The organism is Ruegeria sp. AF7 (genome assembly GCF_056541885.1).
Genome location: NZ_JBQFYX010000010.1, coordinates 37,276 through 53,819, shown reverse-complemented (window position 1 = coordinate 53,819; position 16,544 = coordinate 37,276). Strand labels below are relative to the sequence as shown.

Genomic DNA, 16,544 nt, shown 5'->3' with positions numbered 1-16,544 from the left:
TCGCACGTTTAACTTTCTGCCTGCGATACAGCGTTTCGGTCGTGCTGCACTGTCACTCGGAGCGATCTATCCGCCATACGTCAACAATGCTGACATACTTTGCGTATGACCAGTTGATTGACGATCAAATCCACTGGTGAATTGCCGTGGTACATCAAGCGGTTGGTCAGGCTCTGCAACATCGCTGCAACATCCAGTTGCGACCGAGTCGCAGATACACATCGGCACCTTTTGGAACCCCCTGCTGCTGACGTGGAAACCCGCCCCCACACCCGGAAATATCTGAGAAAAGCCACTAGGCCCTAGAAACGATCTCCCCCGCATCTGGATCTGTAGAGTTGTCTTTAATATGCTGTGCGACGAGGGAACGATTGGCAGCGGTTAAACTGGACCATCGTGCATCCCACACCTTATATGCGTGCCAAGAATACCCTAGCACCATACCCTTGCTCATTTTCTCCATAGAAAACTTGACTGCATCCAAGTAGATTTTTTCGAGTGAAGTACCTCGCACGTCGAGTAGACTGCCCAGATAAGTCAGCCATGATGCAAGTTGAACGTACTGTGGCCAAGCCCCTGTCTTGCTCGTCAATTCCATTTTCTTGGCAATGATGTCAGCGAATGTGTCTACCACAGCCTCCTCTTCAAGGCTGACGCCGATTGCGCCAATTGCGGAAACTATTTGGTAGAACGAGCTTTCCGCCTGTAAATAATTGTCCTTAAAGTGATACTTGTCGAACAACACCTTGTTGATGTTTTTAACAGACTTTTCCAAGCATTCTTCAGCTTCTTCTATTTTAGCGTTTGTCTCAGCAAAGAACTCTTCAACTTCTGTTTCCTGTATCACTCGAATTCCGTAGCAGTTCGAATAGTAATCAATAATCCGCTGATCCACGGCACTTCTAGACACCAAGAAGATACTATTGCTGACAATGTGAGAGCGAACAAAGCCCCGGTAGTCACTCAGTATTGTCTTCAAGTTTGTATCTCCGAGAGAATACCCGAGGATAACCACTGTGTTTTCGTGTAAAACAGTGCTGAGTTTTCTCGAAAAATATGAATCGGAGTTCATGAAGGTAAAATAGTCATCCGCGGTAACCACCATACGTCTCGGAACATCTATAGAACCGTGGACATGAAATGATTTGACCCGGCTGTTTGATCGAGGGACCGGACGCCCGGGTGAAAGGGATTGGCAGTCTGACGCTGCCAAAGCTTCGGCCAGTTTGTCATAGTTGGTGGTTACAATTCTGTATGACCTCTCCTTGAAGAATTTTTCCGTCTCAGGGAGGGAGCCGGATAGATCAATTCCACCGATCAAATCAGCGATCTCGTCATGAATTGATTTACCTGCCTTGGAAAGCTCTATCTCAATGACCTGCGCGGCTTCGTCTAGCTGCAACGAAGGCTTCCCGTCGCTAGGAAACAAGGCCTCTTTGAAACCTTTGTTGTCCACATGCATGTCACAAATCGCCTCAAGAAGTTCCTGCCATCCTGGGGCATTGTTCTCACTGAGAGCCTTCGAAAAACCTGTTCCTGTAAAAAGGCATAGACGCTTGGCAGCAGCGGCGTATGCAATCTCAAAATATTCACTCAACTCAACGCTCTTTCTCTTTTTTGCTTCTGTAGGCGCAATTCTGGTAGGTCTGGCGAAAGGGTGCAACACCCGATCTGCTCTTAGTTGAACGCGCGGCATCGGCACAAAACAAAGCACCTGATTTTTCCAGCTCAAACAATAACCTGCACCTTAAACTCAAGTTGAGCGCCCCGGTGGCATACGTCCAGTGTTGCATTGCGCGTCCCGGCTCATCTGAACGGCTATCCGCGCGCGCACTTCCTTTCGGATGGCCGTTCACCAACTACGAAAGCAACACCCATGTCCATCACGTGTCTCTCGAACGGCGAAGACGCCTGCTCTCTTGAACTAAGGACCATTTCGTCCTCAACCATCTTTCCTATTCCGATCTCAAAGCTGGCGCTGCAAGCCGCCCTCCGCGACCTACTGCTCGATCCCGAAAAACAGGATATGACTGCCGGAGCCGTCATGATTGATCGCTACCGCGATGGGTTACGCATCCATGCAAGCGGCGGGCGTTTCGAATTGCCGTTTCTTCACCTGTTCCGGCTTGTCATGGAGGCCCCAGCATGACCCGCGCTCGCTGGAACCAACTGCAAGCTCAGTATCACCTCATTCGAGATTGCTTGAGCGGTGAAGACAGCGTCAAAGCTCAGGGGCAACTGTATGTGCCGAAACCTGACGGTATGACGACGCAGAATTACACTCATTACCTCGACCGCGCCTGCTTCTATGGCGCACCGGAAATGACGCTCCGCGCCCTTGTCGGTCTCGCCCTGCGCAAAGACCCGGTGATCAACCTGCCGCCGCGCCTTGAGATGATGCGTTTGAACGCGACATACGAGAATGCGCCCATGCAAGTTCTTGTAGAGGATATGGTCCGTGAGGTCGCGGCAATGGGCCGTTTCGGCATCTTGCTCGACTTTCCGGTTGATGGTGCCACGGTTAATTCCGTGCCGCATATCTCCACGTTCCGTGCAGAGAACATTGAGGATTTTGAAACCGCATTTGTCGGGGGCCGGAAGGTACTGACGCGCGTACATCTGGCCTCCGATGAAGATTGGGACGGGGCAGATGTTACATATGAGTTGATCCTTGAGGCGGGTGTCTATCAATTCCGGCGCTTCGTCCGCGACCAACATCAAAACCGCGTCGATATAGGTGAGAACCTAATTCCTACCGTTAACGGCAAGCCGCTCGACTATATCCCGTTCATCATGGTCAGCCACGAGGGACTGCGCCCGGAGCATGTCACACCGCCGTTCCTGTCCTTGTGCAAGGTGGCAATCTCCCATTTCAAGAACAGTGCAGATCGAGAACACGCGATCTTCCTGACGGCCAGCCCTACGCCGTGGGTGGCGGGTTCTGTCCCGGCGAACAAAGTGCCAACGCAGATCGGTGCTGGGGCTGTCTGGACCCTGCCGGAAGGCACAGAAGTCGGTATGCTGGAATTCGCAGGCTCCGGCGTTGCGGCCATGAAAGAGATCATGGAGGAGAAATCGGAAACGATGATATCCCTTGGCGCACGGATGCTGTCTTCGACCGTCAACCGTAACGAGACCATCGACACAGCAACCCAGCGCACCCGGTCAGAGCTAGCGCTCCTGCATGGGGTGGTTGTCTCGGTCGAGGCCGGTCTCAACCGCCTTCTGCGCCTTGCTGCTGAATGGGTTGGCGACAATCCCGACGAAGCATCCGTTACCTTGTCACGCGACTTCATAGAGTCGTCGATGGAACCGAAGATGATCGAACAGCAGATGAAACTCTATCTGTCGGGCGTTATCAGTCGAGCTTCCCTGCACGAGAACCTGCAAAAGGGCGAAATTGTCCGCAGTGACCGATCTTGGGAAGATGAAAGGGACATGATCGAAGAAGAAGGCGGTGATCTGTCGGACATCATCCCGACAAGCAGCCCCGCATGATGAAAACGACGACGAAGGACGTCGAGTCGTCAGCCCATGAAATGTGGCGGGCGTGCATTGCGCGCTCGCTGCAAGACTTGTTCGGCTCGTGCAACCTCACATCGCACAAGGACGAGGCGTATGTCGTGCGCGATGATGCTTTGCGCTTTCTTACGGCCACGTCGGGCGGATGGTATCGGTCGCGGGTCGATATATGCACTATGGCCGACCTCAATCCCGACATCCTCAGACAGCAGGTTGTTGCGATCCTTGAGGGGGCGGCTCCTCCTGACCTCGACGGTCGCATATCCCTAGATCATGTCCACGTCGCGCGCGAATTTTGGGCGCGGTTGAAGGATGAGGAAGAACGGGCGGCGAAGGCGCGCGTTGACCGTGCGAACAAGCCCAAGATCGAACCGAGAAAGCCGAAACGGTCATTTATCAAAATGAAGTATGCCGACCTGCGCAAAGCCGTGTTTGATCTCCTGCGCGACACCCCCAATCTGAAATTCACGCAGATACTCGGTCACTGGGACGGTGACATTTCAGAACACGGCGTGCGCAATGTCCTGAATATCGGGATCGAAAAGGGCGAGGTCGTTCGAGCACCTGATTTTACTTATCATCTTTCAACTCCACCTGCTTCTTCGGTTGAGCGGCAACCGGAAGACGACCGATTGTGTGCGTAAGGGTGAGGCCCTCCTATTTGTTTTGACGACATTGGGGTGGGTTTCGGCTCACCCCTTCGTCATTTCAGATAGGAGGAACACACCGTGTCCGACGATAAGACCACGAACACAAACGACGCCCAAGCAAAGGCGTTGATTGCCGCTCTCGCACCGAAGATTGCCGAGGCGATCATCCCCAAGCTGGCCGAACAGGTCGAAACCCAGATCAAGGGTGTTGTCGCAAAAAACGACGAACTGCTCGACAAGCTACACAACATGAAAAAAGACGCGGAGATCGAGGAGAGCGGTCGCAAGCTCGAAAGTCTGTCCGCTGCGGCAGCCAAACTGATCTCAAACGACGACACGACCCCCAAGCCTATGACGTTTGAGCGTTCCGCACCTGTCCAAATTTCCCGTACCGACGCGCGGGACGTGCAAAAATATCGGGCAGCGAAAGCTGAGGCCGAGAAGCAAGGTGTCGATCTTGAGATTGTGGCTGGCCAATGAACACCTATCGCACCGACCCGTTTAAACGCATCGCCCGTCAGGTGGTGGCGGAGGCAATACTCGGCTTACGTGGTGTTGACGCATCACGCATCCATGTGGATGAGCGGCATGTCGTCTATGTCGATCACAACCAAATTTCGGAAAGAGAGCGGTCGCGGGTTGTCCTGCTGTCGCTCGTGTTCCTGTCGTGGGTTTCGGACAAATATGATTGCCCTGCTGAGAAGGCGGTGGACAACCCGATTTATGCTGCGGACATGCGGTGGTTGATTAAGCATTTCGGGGGTGCAGGTGGCACCATCGGGCACCTGCTAACTGACTTCCTCGAACGCATCCAACCGCTCTGGGACAAGGGCGCAAGGGTATGAACTATGACCGCATCAGAGAGGCCTTGCCCGTGGAATCGGGCAATGGCCGCAGGTCTACCATCCGCGCCCGCTCTGATGTGGTCGAGGTGGTCATCGACTGCGTTCTGCGCCGCCGCCAATTCAAGGAAATCGCGCAAAGGTGCTGCGTCGATCTTGAAAGCCTGACTCGGTTCCGCAAGCGGTTCATCACGCCGGAGGTCGAGAAGATCGTCCTCGTCGAGGCGAACAAGCTCGACGCGGATACGCTCGACCAGGAGGTGAACGCCGCGCAAGACAAGATCGAAGGCGGCATTGAGGGTATTCTCAAGGAGCAGAAACGCCTCTACCGCACCCTGAACGGCATGGTTGAAGATGGCGGCGACAGTCTGATGGACGTGCTGGCCCCGATGATGCAGTTGCTGAGGGACCAGAACAAGAGTTACGAGAACCTGCTCAAGGTCTATTCGAACCTGCGCGACAAGACGACCGTGGTGCTGGGACTGAACGAACACCCGGACGTTCAGAAACTGATGGATGTGCTGTGGGTGGTGTTCCAAGCGCACCCGGAGGCATTCGAGACCTTCCGGCAGGTAGTTCAAAACCGGCGGATTCCGCTCGATGTCGAATGATCTGGGCCTTTTCCTCCGCACGCTGCACGAGCGGATAAAGCCGGAACTCCTGCTAGAGCGGGTTGTTGGTGGCCCGCCTGACGACTGGCAGCGCACGCTGATGAACTCCACCTCGGACATCATCATGGTGCTGGCATCGCGCCGCATCGGGAAGTCAACCACCGTGGGCGTCATGGCGGGGCAGGAACTGTCCAAACCCGAGCATCAGGTGATTATCCTTTCGAAGACACTGGCGCAGTCCCAGCTTCTATTTTCCAAGATTGCCTACACTTGGGAGAAGATGGCGCTGCCGATTGAAGTCAAGCGGCGCACAATGACCGAATTGCACCTCAAAAACGGCTCGTCTGTCGTCTGTGTCCCAGCAGGGCAAGACGGCGAGCAGGCCCGTGGCTACGGCGTCAAGAACGGTCTGCTGATCTATGACGAGGCCGCGTTCATCCCAGATGCTGTCTATGGCTCGACGCTCTCGATTGCCGAGGACAACGCCAAGACAATCCTGATCACGACCCCCGGCGGCAAGTCAGGCAAAGCCTATGAGATGTGGAGCGACTGGGAGATGTATCCCGAAGTCGAACGCATCCGTGCCTGTTCCCTCGACATACCGCGCATGGCGAAGCTGGTCGCGCGTCAGCGAAAGGTTCTGTCCAAGTTCGAGTTCGATGTTGAACACGGCTTGAACTGGATGGGCCGGGGCCAGCAGTTTTTTGACTCGGCGGCAATTGCAGCCGCCTTCACAAACACCCCGCAACTCAAACTAGGAGACCTCTATGCAGGGCTTGGTTGAAAAGGGCGAGGACTTGATCCTGCCCAACCCCGATCCGGCGGTCGAGATCGTCAAAGGCTATCGCCGCTTCCTCGTGGGCCTCGACATTGCGCAGGCGCAGGACCGCAACGCCTATTCGATTCTGCTCGACGAACGGGTGCCTTACTATGATGCGAACGGGCGTCAGGAATTGACCAAACGCCGCCGCGAGATTGTCCGGGCGGACCATCTGCCCGCTATGTCCTACACGGACCTCGCTACCGTCACCCGCAACTTGATTATGGACCCGTCCATCGCGGGCCGCGCCTATCTCGTCGTGGACTCGTCGGGTGTGGGCCGTGCCTTCTGCGATCTGCTCGATACCAAGTCAGTCCAGCACACGCGCGTTCAGATGGTGGCCGGAGAGAATGAGACCGAGACCACCGAACGCGGGCGCACCTTCAACAATGTGGGGCGCACCCGGCTCTTGTCGGCGTTGAACTCAGCTATCCACACAGGCGACCTATCCATCGGCAACTTCGACGCCCGCGACCTCATGCGCCAAGAGCTTGAGAGCTTTGAGGCCGATGTGGGGTCAACCGGTCGAGTGAAGATCGAAGGCGGCACGAAGTTCGGCCACGCGGACCTTGCCGTTTCGGCGGCGTTGGCCTTATGGCTGTCCGATCATCGCAGTGTCGGGGCGCATATCGGGCAAGTGCCCCTCAAAGGGTATTGGTGAGAAATGAGCGAGCAGGCATTGTCCGCCCACTCGCCCCATGCCGACGCCTACTCGGTGGCTATCGCCCGTCTCTGACTCGCTCTGCAGGGCACACGCCCCATCTGCACCGGCACGACCCACTCTTTTCCGGCGCTGGTTCAACCGAAAAGGGCGGAGTGTCGATTAAACCTGCAAGCACACGCAGTGATTGCTAGGGTCAATATTTGGTGGTAAGTTCCGGCAATTAGCGAAATTGTAGTGGTTGGCTCTAGATGGAAAGTGCAGCGAAAATTCGAGTTAAAGTCGGTTCAATGGAAATTGAATACGAAGGTGATCCCGCATTTCTGAATGGGGGTATCGAAACCCTTTTGGTCACGATGGGCGACTTAGCGGCGCGCGTTCCTCAAGAAGTTGAGCCGGAAAATGCTCCACTAACCGCAGTCACAAACGGCGAAAACACACCCCCCGTTTCTGGTAATTTTAATTTTTCAACCAACACGATTGCAGCCCATCTCGACGCAAAGACCGCGCCCGAACTGGTGATTTGTGCTATGGCCCAGTTGGAGTTCGTCTCCGGCAAGGCATCGTCTCTGCGATCCGAGATATTGGCGGAAATGAAGAACGCGACCACTTACTACACGGCTAATATGAGCAAAGGGATGTCCCAAAGTTTGGGCAACTTGACAAAAGCCAAACGCATTAACCAAGTCGCGAAAGATACATATTCTCTTAGTGCAACCGAACGAAAGTCCATTGAGGGTAAGATTGCTAACATCGGTTGAACTACGAGATTGGCTACATCGCGACATTTCGCGTCAAGACAAACTGCTGCTGGTACTGGCGTCGCTTGATGAACCGGTTCAACTAGCAGGCATACGTGAACGCGCTAAGGAAGCGGGGTTCAGGGTTCCACCAAAATGGAACGAGTCTCAAATACTTGGTTCAAGTAACGGCAAGGCAGTTCGAGCGCCCAATGGTTGGGAACTTACGGAAGCAGGAAAGATGCACCTGCGAAATCTGGGGGTATCGAAGATTAGCCCCGCAGCCATGCAGGTCGCGGTTGACCTTCGCGCGCATCTCGACGGCATCTCTGACAGCCAAACGCGCGATTTCGTAGAGGAAGCGATCAAGTGCCATGAGGCCGAGTTATATCGTTCCGCCATAGTTATGTCGTGGCTTGGGGCTGTCGATGTTCTGCACAAGCACGTCCATGCGAACCACCTTTCTGCCTTTAACGCAGAGGCATCTCGTATCATGGGCAAGAAGTGGAAGGTTGCAGTTTCAACGGATGACATAGGCAAGATGGGTGAAAGCGATTTCCTCGACCGGCTGGAAGGGCTGTCGATAATCGGCAAAAACGCCAAAGCTCAATTGAAAGCGGCTCTCGATCTCCGAAACGGTTGTGGCCATCCAAATTCGCTACAGGTTGGAGTGAATAAGTCAGCGGCCCACATCGAGACTTTGCTTCAAAACGTGTTCGGCAAGTTCTAATCCGTCACCGTCAAATTGCTTCATGCTTGCAAGGCGGGCGCGGCGGACTTTGTGGTAAGCGGATTTAATTGTCTCATACCGTTCGGGATCAAGGTCGTGAAATTCAATGAAATCCCACAAGGCTTGGTCGAGATTGACGTCTTCTGCCCGCTGCCAGTTATCTACCCAATCGAAAATATGCGCGTAGTTGTGCGGTGATTTCGCGCCGAGCACCTTTCGCTTCTTGGACCGAATAACAGGCGTTTCAAGGTGGTTTGTCAGTGCCAGTTCGTCGTCCTCATGAGGGTCGAACTCGTCGATCTTGGCGCAGAGCTTTTCGAAGTATCGCCGCGCACCTTCTGGCAACAATTCCAACCGCGAGGACAAAACGGCCCAAGCGTCGTAGGCGTCTTTAGGCTGATCTTCAATCGAGTTGAGAAGATCGTCGTTTTGCTCAACTGCCAAGGCGTAGGCACTCCCTTAGTTTCGCTTTCACGCTGCTGCTCAAACGGAGCGTAGCGAAACAATTGGCAAAACGAAAGGAACCGCCATGACTTCCAATGACACGTTCAACCTAACTCGCGCACTTGCGATCCTCTCAACGCACCCTGACGAAACGGACATTGCCTTCCAAGCAAAGAAAATGCTGGTTGCGGGTCAAATGCTGTGCCTTCAAAACCAAGAGGATCGAGAGGTACTCTCGATACTTATGGCAAGTAAAGAATTTGGATTTGCTGTTACAGCGATTGAGCAGATGGCAGAAGACCTGCGCGAGATGCAACGAACTTATGATGGCCTTCCTGAACTCGTTGCCAAGGAGATGGCGGCATGAAATTTGATACAGAAAAACTCGCATGTGCCGTCGCCAACTGCGATCTCGGAATCCGCGAACTAAGCGCGCAGACGGAAGACCATCGCAACTACTTCATTTGTTTCGAAGATGGCAAACCTCATTCATGGTGGGAAGAGAACATGTTCGATGGCCCACAAACCGAGCGCATGACGGATGCGCAGGCGCTGTCTGAGATAGAAGCGGCACGGCGCATCCTTCAAAAGCACTATGACGCGGGCTTCCTAGCTGGCATCTGGAACGATCAGTTTGACGGAATCAGTTATTGCTATGCAGACGGCCATTACCGCGAACTCGCCCGCCTCGAAGAATCTGACGGCGCTGCTTGAGTGTTGTAGAGTTGTTGCAGAACGAGAAATAACAAAGTTGGTTGCCCACTTGGGCGACCATCAACGCATTGATTTAAATGGATTAAAGTGGTGCCCCCACACGGACTCGAACCGCGGACCTACTGATTACAAATCAGTTGCTCTACCAGCTGAGCTATAGGGGCACTGGCAGTCGATTACTTCGTCCGACAGAGGACTGCAACCCTCATTTTTAACTCAAACTTGGGGATTGCCCGATTTCCTGAGAAAGTGCAGAAACCGCACGGTTGGTTCGTTGCAGATTTTCATGCGACGCAAAGACATAGAATGGGATGGACACAGCCCCTGAGGGTAAAAGGACAAAAGATGCAGGTAATAATCCATGCCGGGGCCGCTTTCGCCGATGAAGGGCAAGTGCTGTCCTCGCTTTCGGCAAACAAGCAGGCCTTGGCGGATTGCCGTGCTGCGATCTTGGGACCGCGCGGCGGACGTCAGTTTGTCAAGGTTCTGTCTGATGCCCTTGCTCAGGATTTGTCTGATGCAGAAACACAGGACGGGCTGCACGCCCTTCTTCCGGATGATCCAAATGTTGATCGTGTCATCCTCTCGAATGACAAGTTCTTTGGCCCAACACGTTCTGCCCTTCAACATGGACAGATTTACCCTTTTGCCGGGCAGCGGACAGCCTATGTGCAGACCTTGCTGGACGATGCTCAGGTCGAAATATTTGTCGGTCTGGTGAACCCCGGTTTTTTCATACCCAAGGTCCTGATGTCGATCCATGAAGATCACCGGCAGGAGATTCTGACCAGCACCGATCTGAGTTGCCTGAGCTGGTTGAGCATGATCGAAGATCTGCGCGATCTTGCACCTCAGGTGCAGCTCACTTTGTGGAAGAACGAACATCTGCCACTGATTCTGGGGGATATCACGCGCGCAATGGCGGGCCTGCCCGGTGACGCTCCTCTGGTGAATGAATATGCGTTGCTGTCGTCGCTTCTGACTGAAACCGGTCAACAGCATGTTCTGGACATCGTGCGGGGCGGTGTCGGCCTCGACAAGGACGCTCAACGCGAAAACCTTGCGCGGGTTTTGGAAGACTATGCCCGGCCCGATGAGGTCGAAGAAGAACTTGATCTGCCCGGCTGGAACGCAGACATCGTTGACGCATTTACAGAGCTTTACGAGCAGGATCTGGCAATCATCCAGACCATGCAGGGCATCCGGATGCTGTAACCCTTCTGTCGCGTCCGCACCCTTACAAATGCCCTTTCGTTTGCCGGATGATCCAGTCCGCAAATGCTTGTACGGCTTCGTTCCTCTGCCCGGTCGGCGTTGCAATGAAATATGCGCTGCCCGAGGCATTCACCAATTGCCCGGTCTGGACCAGCGCGCCCGACGCCAACTCGGCCTCGATCAGGTATGACGGCAAAATCGCAGCCCCAAGCCCTGCAACTGCGCCTTCGATCAGCATCGAGAACTGATCAAAGCGCATCCCTGGAAAAACCGCTCTGGCGTCAAGCCCAAGGCTTGCATGATACTCGGACCATAGCCCGGGCCTCGAGGTCAGATGCAACAGCGGCAGATCGAACACATGCTGTTCCTCGAACGTCCGTTGGTCGCCCAACAACACGGGCGCAGCCGCTACAACAAGTTTTTCCGGGAACAGCTTGCGCAGTCGCGCACCGGGCCAGTCTTCGTGCCCAAAGTGAATGGCAAGGTCCACGCGCCGCTCTTCCAGGCTGAACGGCGTCGTGTAGGAATGCAGATCCAGTTCGATCCCCGGATGCAGGTGCTTGAAATCCGGCAGTCTGGGCACCAGCCACCGTGTCGCAAAGGTGGGCAGGACAGCCAAGGTCAGCAACGACGCACCGTCACCGGCCGCGATCGCACGATTGATCGTACCGTTCAGACGCTGAAGGTCGCCTGCAAGTTCTTCAAACAAAGCGCGACCTGCCTTCGACAGGCGAACGGCACGTCCGACCCGGCGAAACAACGTCACCCCCAGCGCAGCCTCAAGTTCACGCACCTGACGGCTAACCGCGCCCTGCGTCACACCAAGCTCTTCTGCTGCCATGGTATAGCTTTCGTGGCGTGCGGCAGCCTCGAAGCTGCGCATGAGGGCAAAAGACGGGAGGGAGTTGATTCTGGGCATATCACTTATGAGTTTTAGTCACAGAAACGATACAAAACAGCGTATTTTTATCAAGTTACTTTGTAGATAGAACCTCAGTCACCTTCAGAGGAAGATAAACAGTGTTCCATCGCGCAAACCGACTAAACGGTATCGAATTGTCCGAAATCGTGCAGATTTCCGAGGCCGCCGCACGCTTGCGTTCGGAAGGGCGCGATGTTCTGGCGCTGTCGACCGGTGAACCTGACCTGCCGACCCCGCCCCATGTGGTCGAAGCTGCCCACGCGGCAGCGCTGGACGGCAAGACGAAATACCCGCCGACGGCCGGGGTGCCCGACCTGCGCGCCGAAGTTGCCCGGCAGGCCAAAGCCGAAGTGGCTCAGGTCATTGTGTCCACCGGTGCCAAGCAGGTGATTGCCAATGCGATGCTGGCCAGCCTGAACCCCGGCGACGAGGTCATCATGCCCGCGCCCTACTGGACCAGCTATTCTGACATAGTGCGGATGGCGCGTGGAACGCCCGTCATTCTGCCTTGCCCGATGGATCAGGGGTTCAAGCTTCTGCCGGAACAGTTAGAGGCCGCAATCACATCGCGCACGCGCTGGCTGATGCTCAACACGCCGTCGAACCCGTCGGGGGCAATCTATACACAGGATGAGATCGCCGCCCTCGCATCTGTTCTGTCCCGGCATCCACAGGTCTGGGTTCTTGCGGATGAGATTTATCGCCATCTCAGCTTTACTCCGTTTGTTTCAGTGGCCGAGGCAGCCCCTGACCTTGCCGACCGTCTGTTGATCGTCGACGGTGTCGCCAAAGCATGGTCCATGACCGGATGGCGCATCGGCTGGGGGATCGGGCCGGTCGAGTTGATCAAGGCAATGGTGGCCGTTCAGGGGCAGGTTACATCGGGCGCCTGTTCGATTGCACAATGGGCCTCGCTTGCGGCGCTGACCGGCAGCCCGGACCTGTTGGAAGAACGCCGGGTCATTTTTTCCGAACGCCGTGATCTGGTGGTTGCAGGGTTGAACACGGTTCCGGGGTTGCGCTGCGCGGCTCCCGACGGGGCGTTCTACGCCTTTCCTTCCTGCGCCGGACTGCTTGAGGATCAGGGTGGACCGTTCAAAAATGACGCTGACTTCTGCACCTGGATGTTGGAAGATGCCGGTGTCGCTCTGGTTCCCGGTCGCGCCTTCGGGTTGCCCGGACATTTTCGCCTGAGCTTTGCTTATGCCCAAGATACAATTGCAGCGGGGCTTGCACGTCTCAAAGCCGCTGTAGAAAGGAAACTCTCATGAAACCACAATCCCGCCCCCAGCTTGGCCCTTTCACTTGGGATGACCCTTTTCTGCTGGAAGACCAGTTGGCCGAAGACGAACGCATGGTGCGCGATGCGGCCAACGCCTACGCGCAGGACAAACTGCTGCCCCGTGTGACCCAGGCTTTCGCAAATGAAGAAACAGACCCCGAAATCTTTCGCGAGATGGGTCAAATGGGCCTTCTGGGCACGACTATCCCCGAAGAATTCGGCGGCATCGGTGCCAGCTATGTCACTTACGGTCTGGTCGCACGCGAAGTGGAACGGGTCGACAGCGGTTACCGCTCGATGATGTCGGTGCAGTCCAGCCTCGTCATGTATCCGATCTATGCCTACGGAACGGATGAACAGCGCCGGAAATACCTTCCGAAACTGGCCAGCGGTGAGTCAATTGGCTGCTTTGGCCTGACCGAGCCCGATGCAGGCTCGGACCCCGGCGGCATGAAAACCGTCGCGAAAAAGACTGATGGGGGCTATGTCCTCAACGGGTCAAAGATGTGGATCTCGAACGCGCCCATTGCTGACGTGTTTGTTGTCTGGGCCAAATCAGACGCGCATGACGGCAAGATCAAGGGTTTCGTTCTTGAAAAAGGTACACCCGGTCTTTCAGCTCCGAAGATCGAAGGCAAACTGTCGCTGCGCGCCTCGATCACGGGTGAGATCGTGATGAACAATGTCGAGGTCGGGGAAGATGCTCTGTTGCCGGGTGTCGAAGGTCTGAAAGGGCCGTTTGGCTGCCTGAACCGCGCACGATACGGTATCGCCTGGGGATCGATGGGCGCAGCCGAGGCCTGCTGGCACGCCGCGCGGCAATACGGTCTGGACCGAAAACAGTTCGGTCGCCCTTTGGCGCAAACGCAGCTGTTCCAGCTGAAGCTTGCGAACATGCAGACGGAAATCGCCTTGGGCCTTCAGGCCGCTCTGCGCGTGGGTCGTCTGATGGACGAAGCCCGCGCAGCGCCGGAAATGATCAGCCTGATCAAGCGCAACAATTGCGGCAAGGCACTTGAGGTCGCACGCCACGCACGTGACATGCACGGCGGTAATGGCATCAGCCAGGATTTCCACGTGATCCGCCACATGGTGAATCTGGAAACCGTGAACACCTATGAAGGCACGCATGATGTTCATGCCTTGATCTTGGGTCGCGCGCAAACGGGCCTGCAAGCCTTCGCCTGAGGACGACAAATATGGATCGCGCAACCATTGTGCATGACAACTTCCTGCGCCGGGTTGCGGCGCGGGATTTTCCCGCTGGCGCGACGCCGTCTGGCCCACTGACAGCGTCCGAAGCAGTCGGGCTATATCGCGCGCAATGTCTGAGCCGTGCATTGGACCGCCAAAGCCGGGCAATGCAGAAAGCGGGCCAGGGATTCTATACCATCGGCTCCTCTGGTCACGAGGGGATGGCCGCGGTGGCGGCAGCCCTGCGCCCGACAGACCCTGCTTTTCTACACTACCGCGACGCAGCGTTTCAGATCGCCCGGTCCGATCAGGTGCCGGGGCAGAGCCCAACATGGGATATTCTGTTGTCCTTCGCTTCATCCTCTGATGATCCGATCAGCGGTGGGCGGCACAAGGTGTTGGGGTCAAAGGCGCTTTGCATCCCCCCGCAGACCTCGACCATTGCCAGCCACCTGCCCAAAGCTGTCGGCGCGGCTTATGCAATCGGGGCAGCCCGCCGTCACAAACCCGAACATGCAGAAATGCCGGATGACGCCATCGTCTACTGTTCCTTTGGTGATGCCTCGGCCAACCATTCCACTGCGCAAGGCGCGTTCAACACCGCGCAGTGGACGTCTTACCAGTCGGTTCCCCTGCCACTGCTGTTCTGCTGCGAGGACAACGGGATCGGAATTTCGACCAAGACACCACAAGGCTGGATTGCCGCAACATTCTCTCATCGACCGGGACTGAAGTATTTCACGTGCGACGGGCTCGATATTTTCGAAACCTACCGTGTCGCACAAGAAGCCGCCGCCTATGTCCGCAGCCGCAAGAAGCCCGCATTTCTGCACATCCGCACGGTGCGCCTGTATGGCCACGCCGGGGCAGATATGCCCACCACCTATATGCCAAAATCCGAGGTCGAAGCCGAAGAGGCGAACGACCCCCTGCTGCACTCCGTCCGTCTGCTGGAACAATCCGGTGCGATGCAACCGGATGACGCGCTGAAGGTATACACCGACACCTGCGACCGCGTCACCCGCGTCGCCGACAAGGCGATCACCCGCCCTCGCCTGAAAACCGCAGGTGACGTGATGGCCAGCCTGATCCCGCCCGCACGCCCCTGTGCCCCGACCAATGGCCCGTCAGCTGAACATCGGGCTGAGGTATTCGGCGGCGACCTCAAAGCACATGCTGAACCCCAGATCATGTCACGCCTGATCAACTGGGCCCTGAGCGACCTGATGCTTGAACACGGCGAGATCGTGATGATGGGCGAAGATGTCGGGCGCAAAGGCGGTGTCTATGGCGTGACGCAAAAGCTTCAGGCCCGTTTCGGCCCTGACCGGATGATCGACACGCTGCTGGACGAACAGTCGATTCTGGGCCTAGCCATCGGGATGGCTCAGAACGGGTTTACACCCATGCCGGAAATCCAGTTCCTGGCCTATCTTCACAACGCCGAAGACCAGTTGCGCGGTGAAGCGGCCACCCTGCCCTTCTTCTCGAACGGTCAGTACACCAACCCGATGGTCGTGCGCATCGCCGGGTTGGGGTATCAAAAGGGTTTTGGCGGGCATTTCCACAATGACAACTCGGTCGCGGTGCTGCGCGATATTCCGGGGCTGATCCTGGCCTGCCCATCGAACGGCGCCGACGCCGCACGAATGCTGCGTGAATGCGTGCGGCTGGCCCGGGAAGAACAGCGGCTGGTCGTGTTTCTGGAACCCATCGCGCTCTACCCGATGCGGGACCTGCACGAAGCTGGGGACGCAGGCTGGATGCACACCTACCCCGACCCATCTGAAAGGATCGGTTTCGGCGAGGTTGGCGTGGATGGCGACAGCGACGATCTGGCGATCGTAACCTTTGGCAATGGCGTCTACCTCAGCCATCAGGCGCGCAAACCGCTTGAGGCCGACGGGATAAAAACCCGGATCATTGATACGCGCTGGTTGTCGCCGCTGCCCAAAGACGCGCTGACCCGCGCCGTAAGCGGCGCCAAGCGGATATTGATCGTCGATGAAACCCGGCATCACGGCGGCGTGGCCGAGGCCCTGATGGCCCATTTCCACGAAACCACTGATGTGCCGATGGCCCGTATTACCGCCGAAGACAGCTTTATCGCCACCGGCCCGGCCTATGCCGCGACCATGCCATCGAAAGACAGCATCGAGGCCGCAGCAAGATCCCTGATGGAGACGGGCAAATGAGG

The 16,544-nt window shown here is 56.2% G+C and carries 19 protein-coding genes and 1 tRNA gene; 16 read left to right on the top strand and 4 right to left on the bottom strand.

What is annotated here, in order from left to right:
• Positions 1-295: 295 nt before the first annotated feature.
• Entirely contained in the window at positions 296-1,732 is a 1,437-nt protein-coding gene (locus ACR0AP_RS15175; protein ID WP_480507517.1) for an SIR2 family NAD-dependent protein deacylase, read from the bottom strand.
• 144 nt (positions 1,733-1,876) lie between these two features.
• Between ACR0AP_RS15175 and ACR0AP_RS15170 the strand changes: the two genes are divergently transcribed.
• The 10 genes from ACR0AP_RS15170 (at position 1,877) to ACR0AP_RS15125 (ending at position 8,576) form a co-directional block, all read left to right on the top strand.
• Positions 1,877-2,149, top strand: coding sequence for a hypothetical protein (locus ACR0AP_RS15170; RefSeq protein ID WP_480507515.1), 273 nt, complete (start codon positions 1,877-1,879; stop codon positions 2,147-2,149).
• Complete coding sequence (locus ACR0AP_RS15165) at positions 2,146-3,498, top strand: DUF4055 domain-containing protein (RefSeq protein ID WP_480507513.1); 1,353 nt, start codon at positions 2,146-2,148, stop codon at positions 3,496-3,498. The genes ACR0AP_RS15170 and ACR0AP_RS15165 overlap by 4 nt, the downstream gene beginning before the upstream one ends.
• Positions 3,495-4,166 (top strand): hypothetical protein, encoded by a 672-nt coding sequence (locus tag ACR0AP_RS15160; protein WP_480507511.1) that lies wholly within the window; start codon positions 3,495-3,497, stop codon positions 4,164-4,166. The genes ACR0AP_RS15165 and ACR0AP_RS15160 overlap by 4 nt, the downstream gene beginning before the upstream one ends.
• A gap of 84 nt (positions 4,167-4,250) precedes the next feature.
• Positions 4,251-4,652, top strand: a complete 402-nt coding sequence (locus tag ACR0AP_RS15155) for a hypothetical protein (protein ID WP_480507509.1) — start codon at positions 4,251-4,253, stop codon at positions 4,650-4,652.
• Positions 4,649-5,017, top strand: a complete 369-nt coding sequence (locus ACR0AP_RS15150; RefSeq protein ID WP_480507507.1) for a hypothetical protein — start codon at positions 4,649-4,651, stop codon at positions 5,015-5,017. Before ACR0AP_RS15155 ends, ACR0AP_RS15150 begins: the two co-directional genes overlap by 4 nt.
• Positions 5,014-5,625: a hypothetical protein gene (locus tag ACR0AP_RS15145; RefSeq protein ID WP_480507505.1), complete on the top strand. Its 612-nt coding sequence runs from the start codon at positions 5,014-5,016 to the stop codon at positions 5,623-5,625. Before ACR0AP_RS15150 ends, ACR0AP_RS15145 begins: the two co-directional genes overlap by 4 nt.
• Positions 5,615-6,409, top strand: a complete 795-nt coding sequence (locus tag ACR0AP_RS15140; protein WP_480507503.1) for a terminase large subunit domain-containing protein — start codon at positions 5,615-5,617, stop codon at positions 6,407-6,409. The genes ACR0AP_RS15145 and ACR0AP_RS15140 overlap by 11 nt, the downstream gene beginning before the upstream one ends.
• Positions 6,393-7,106, top strand: a complete 714-nt coding sequence (locus ACR0AP_RS15135; protein WP_480507501.1) for a hypothetical protein — start codon at positions 6,393-6,395, stop codon at positions 7,104-7,106. Before ACR0AP_RS15140 ends, ACR0AP_RS15135 begins: the two co-directional genes overlap by 17 nt.
• Positions 7,107-7,357: 251 nt before the next feature.
• Entirely contained in the window at positions 7,358-7,867 is a 510-nt protein-coding gene (locus tag ACR0AP_RS15130; protein WP_480507499.1) for a hypothetical protein, read from the top strand.
• Positions 7,851-8,576 carry a hypothetical protein gene (locus ACR0AP_RS15125; protein WP_480507497.1) on the top strand — a complete coding sequence of 242 codons (726 nt, stop codon included), beginning with the start codon at positions 7,851-7,853 and terminating at the stop codon, positions 8,574-8,576. The genes ACR0AP_RS15130 and ACR0AP_RS15125 overlap by 17 nt, the downstream gene beginning before the upstream one ends.
• Here the strand turns inward: ACR0AP_RS15125 and ACR0AP_RS15120 are convergent.
• A complete protein-coding gene (locus ACR0AP_RS15120) occupies positions 8,526-9,020 on the bottom strand; it encodes a hypothetical protein (RefSeq protein ID WP_480507495.1) in 495 nt (164 codons plus the stop codon). The genes ACR0AP_RS15125 and ACR0AP_RS15120 overlap by 51 nt on opposite strands.
• A gap of 85 nt (positions 9,021-9,105) precedes the next feature.
• On the opposite strand from ACR0AP_RS15120, the gene ACR0AP_RS15115 reads away from it, so the two are divergent.
• Together ACR0AP_RS15115 and ACR0AP_RS15110 are read left to right on the top strand one after the other, a co-directional pair.
• Positions 9,106-9,387, top strand: coding sequence for a hypothetical protein (locus ACR0AP_RS15115; RefSeq protein WP_480507493.1), 282 nt, complete (start codon positions 9,106-9,108; stop codon positions 9,385-9,387).
• Positions 9,384-9,734, top strand: a complete 351-nt coding sequence (locus tag ACR0AP_RS15110) for a hypothetical protein (RefSeq protein WP_480507491.1) — start codon at positions 9,384-9,386, stop codon at positions 9,732-9,734. Before ACR0AP_RS15115 ends, ACR0AP_RS15110 begins: the two co-directional genes overlap by 4 nt.
• Before the next feature lie 88 nt (positions 9,735-9,822).
• On the opposite strand, the gene ACR0AP_RS15105 is transcribed toward ACR0AP_RS15110, so the two are convergent.
• Positions 9,823-9,898: transfer RNA gene (locus ACR0AP_RS15105), tRNA-Thr, on the bottom strand.
• A 181-nt stretch (positions 9,899-10,079) separates the two neighbouring features.
• Between ACR0AP_RS15105 and ACR0AP_RS15100 the strand changes: the two genes are divergently transcribed.
• Positions 10,080-10,949, top strand: coding sequence for a hypothetical protein (locus tag ACR0AP_RS15100; RefSeq protein ID WP_480507489.1), 870 nt, complete (start codon positions 10,080-10,082; stop codon positions 10,947-10,949).
• 22 nt (positions 10,950-10,971) lie between these two features.
• Here the strand turns inward: ACR0AP_RS15100 and ACR0AP_RS15095 are convergent, their stop codons facing one another.
• A complete protein-coding gene (locus ACR0AP_RS15095) occupies positions 10,972-11,868 on the bottom strand; it encodes a LysR substrate-binding domain-containing protein (RefSeq protein ID WP_480507487.1) in 897 nt (298 codons plus the stop codon).
• Between the two features lie 101 nt (positions 11,869-11,969).
• Between ACR0AP_RS15095 and ACR0AP_RS15090 the strand changes: the two genes are divergently transcribed.
• From ACR0AP_RS15090 to ACR0AP_RS15080, 3 genes are read left to right on the top strand one after another with little or no spacing between them, the layout of a single operon-like run.
• Entirely contained in the window at positions 11,970-13,142 is a 1,173-nt protein-coding gene (locus ACR0AP_RS15090) for a pyridoxal phosphate-dependent aminotransferase (protein WP_480507485.1), read from the top strand.
• Complete coding sequence (locus tag ACR0AP_RS15085; protein ID WP_209508024.1) at positions 13,139-14,341, top strand: acyl-CoA dehydrogenase; 1,203 nt, start codon at positions 13,139-13,141, stop codon at positions 14,339-14,341. The genes ACR0AP_RS15090 and ACR0AP_RS15085 overlap by 4 nt, the downstream gene beginning before the upstream one ends.
• Before the next feature lie 11 nt (positions 14,342-14,352).
• Positions 14,353-16,542 carry a dehydrogenase E1 component subunit alpha/beta gene (locus ACR0AP_RS15080; protein WP_480507483.1) on the top strand — a complete coding sequence of 730 codons (2,190 nt, stop codon included), beginning with the start codon at positions 14,353-14,355 and terminating at the stop codon, positions 16,540-16,542.
• Positions 16,543-16,544 lie beyond the last annotated feature (2 nt).

Excerpts from the sequence above, each read along its gene's own strand:
- ACR0AP_RS15170 (WP_480507515.1), top strand. The coding sequence starts at position 1,877 with ATGTCCATCACGTGTCTCTCGAACGGCGAAGACGCCTGCTCTCTTGAA.
- ACR0AP_RS15165 (WP_480507513.1), top strand. The coding sequence starts at position 2,146 with ATGACCCGCGCTCGCTGGAACCAACTGCAAGCTCAGTATCACCTCATT.
- ACR0AP_RS15160 (WP_480507511.1), top strand. The coding sequence starts at position 3,495 with ATGATGAAAACGACGACGAAGGACGTCGAGTCGTCAGCCCATGAAATG.
- ACR0AP_RS15150 (WP_480507507.1), top strand. The coding sequence starts at position 4,649 with ATGAACACCTATCGCACCGACCCGTTTAAACGCATCGCCCGTCAGGTG.
- ACR0AP_RS15145 (WP_480507505.1), top strand. The coding sequence starts at position 5,014 with ATGAACTATGACCGCATCAGAGAGGCCTTGCCCGTGGAATCGGGCAAT.
- ACR0AP_RS15140 (WP_480507503.1), top strand. The coding sequence starts at position 5,615 with ATGTCGAATGATCTGGGCCTTTTCCTCCGCACGCTGCACGAGCGGATA.
- ACR0AP_RS15135 (WP_480507501.1), top strand. The coding sequence starts at position 6,393 with ATGCAGGGCTTGGTTGAAAAGGGCGAGGACTTGATCCTGCCCAACCCC.
- ACR0AP_RS15130 (WP_480507499.1), top strand. The coding sequence starts at position 7,358 with ATGGAAAGTGCAGCGAAAATTCGAGTTAAAGTCGGTTCAATGGAAATT.
- ACR0AP_RS15115 (WP_480507493.1), top strand. The coding sequence starts at position 9,106 with ATGACTTCCAATGACACGTTCAACCTAACTCGCGCACTTGCGATCCTC.
- ACR0AP_RS15110 (WP_480507491.1), top strand. The coding sequence starts at position 9,384 with ATGAAATTTGATACAGAAAAACTCGCATGTGCCGTCGCCAACTGCGAT.
- ACR0AP_RS15100 (WP_480507489.1), top strand. The coding sequence starts at position 10,080 with ATGCAGGTAATAATCCATGCCGGGGCCGCTTTCGCCGATGAAGGGCAA.
- ACR0AP_RS15095 (WP_480507487.1), bottom strand. The coding sequence starts at position 11,868 with ATGCCCAGAATCAACTCCCTCCCGTCTTTTGCCCTCATGCGCAGCTTC.
- ACR0AP_RS15085 (WP_209508024.1), top strand. The coding sequence starts at position 13,139 with ATGAAACCACAATCCCGCCCCCAGCTTGGCCCTTTCACTTGGGATGAC.
- ACR0AP_RS15080 (WP_480507483.1), top strand. The coding sequence starts at position 14,353 with ATGGATCGCGCAACCATTGTGCATGACAACTTCCTGCGCCGGGTTGCG.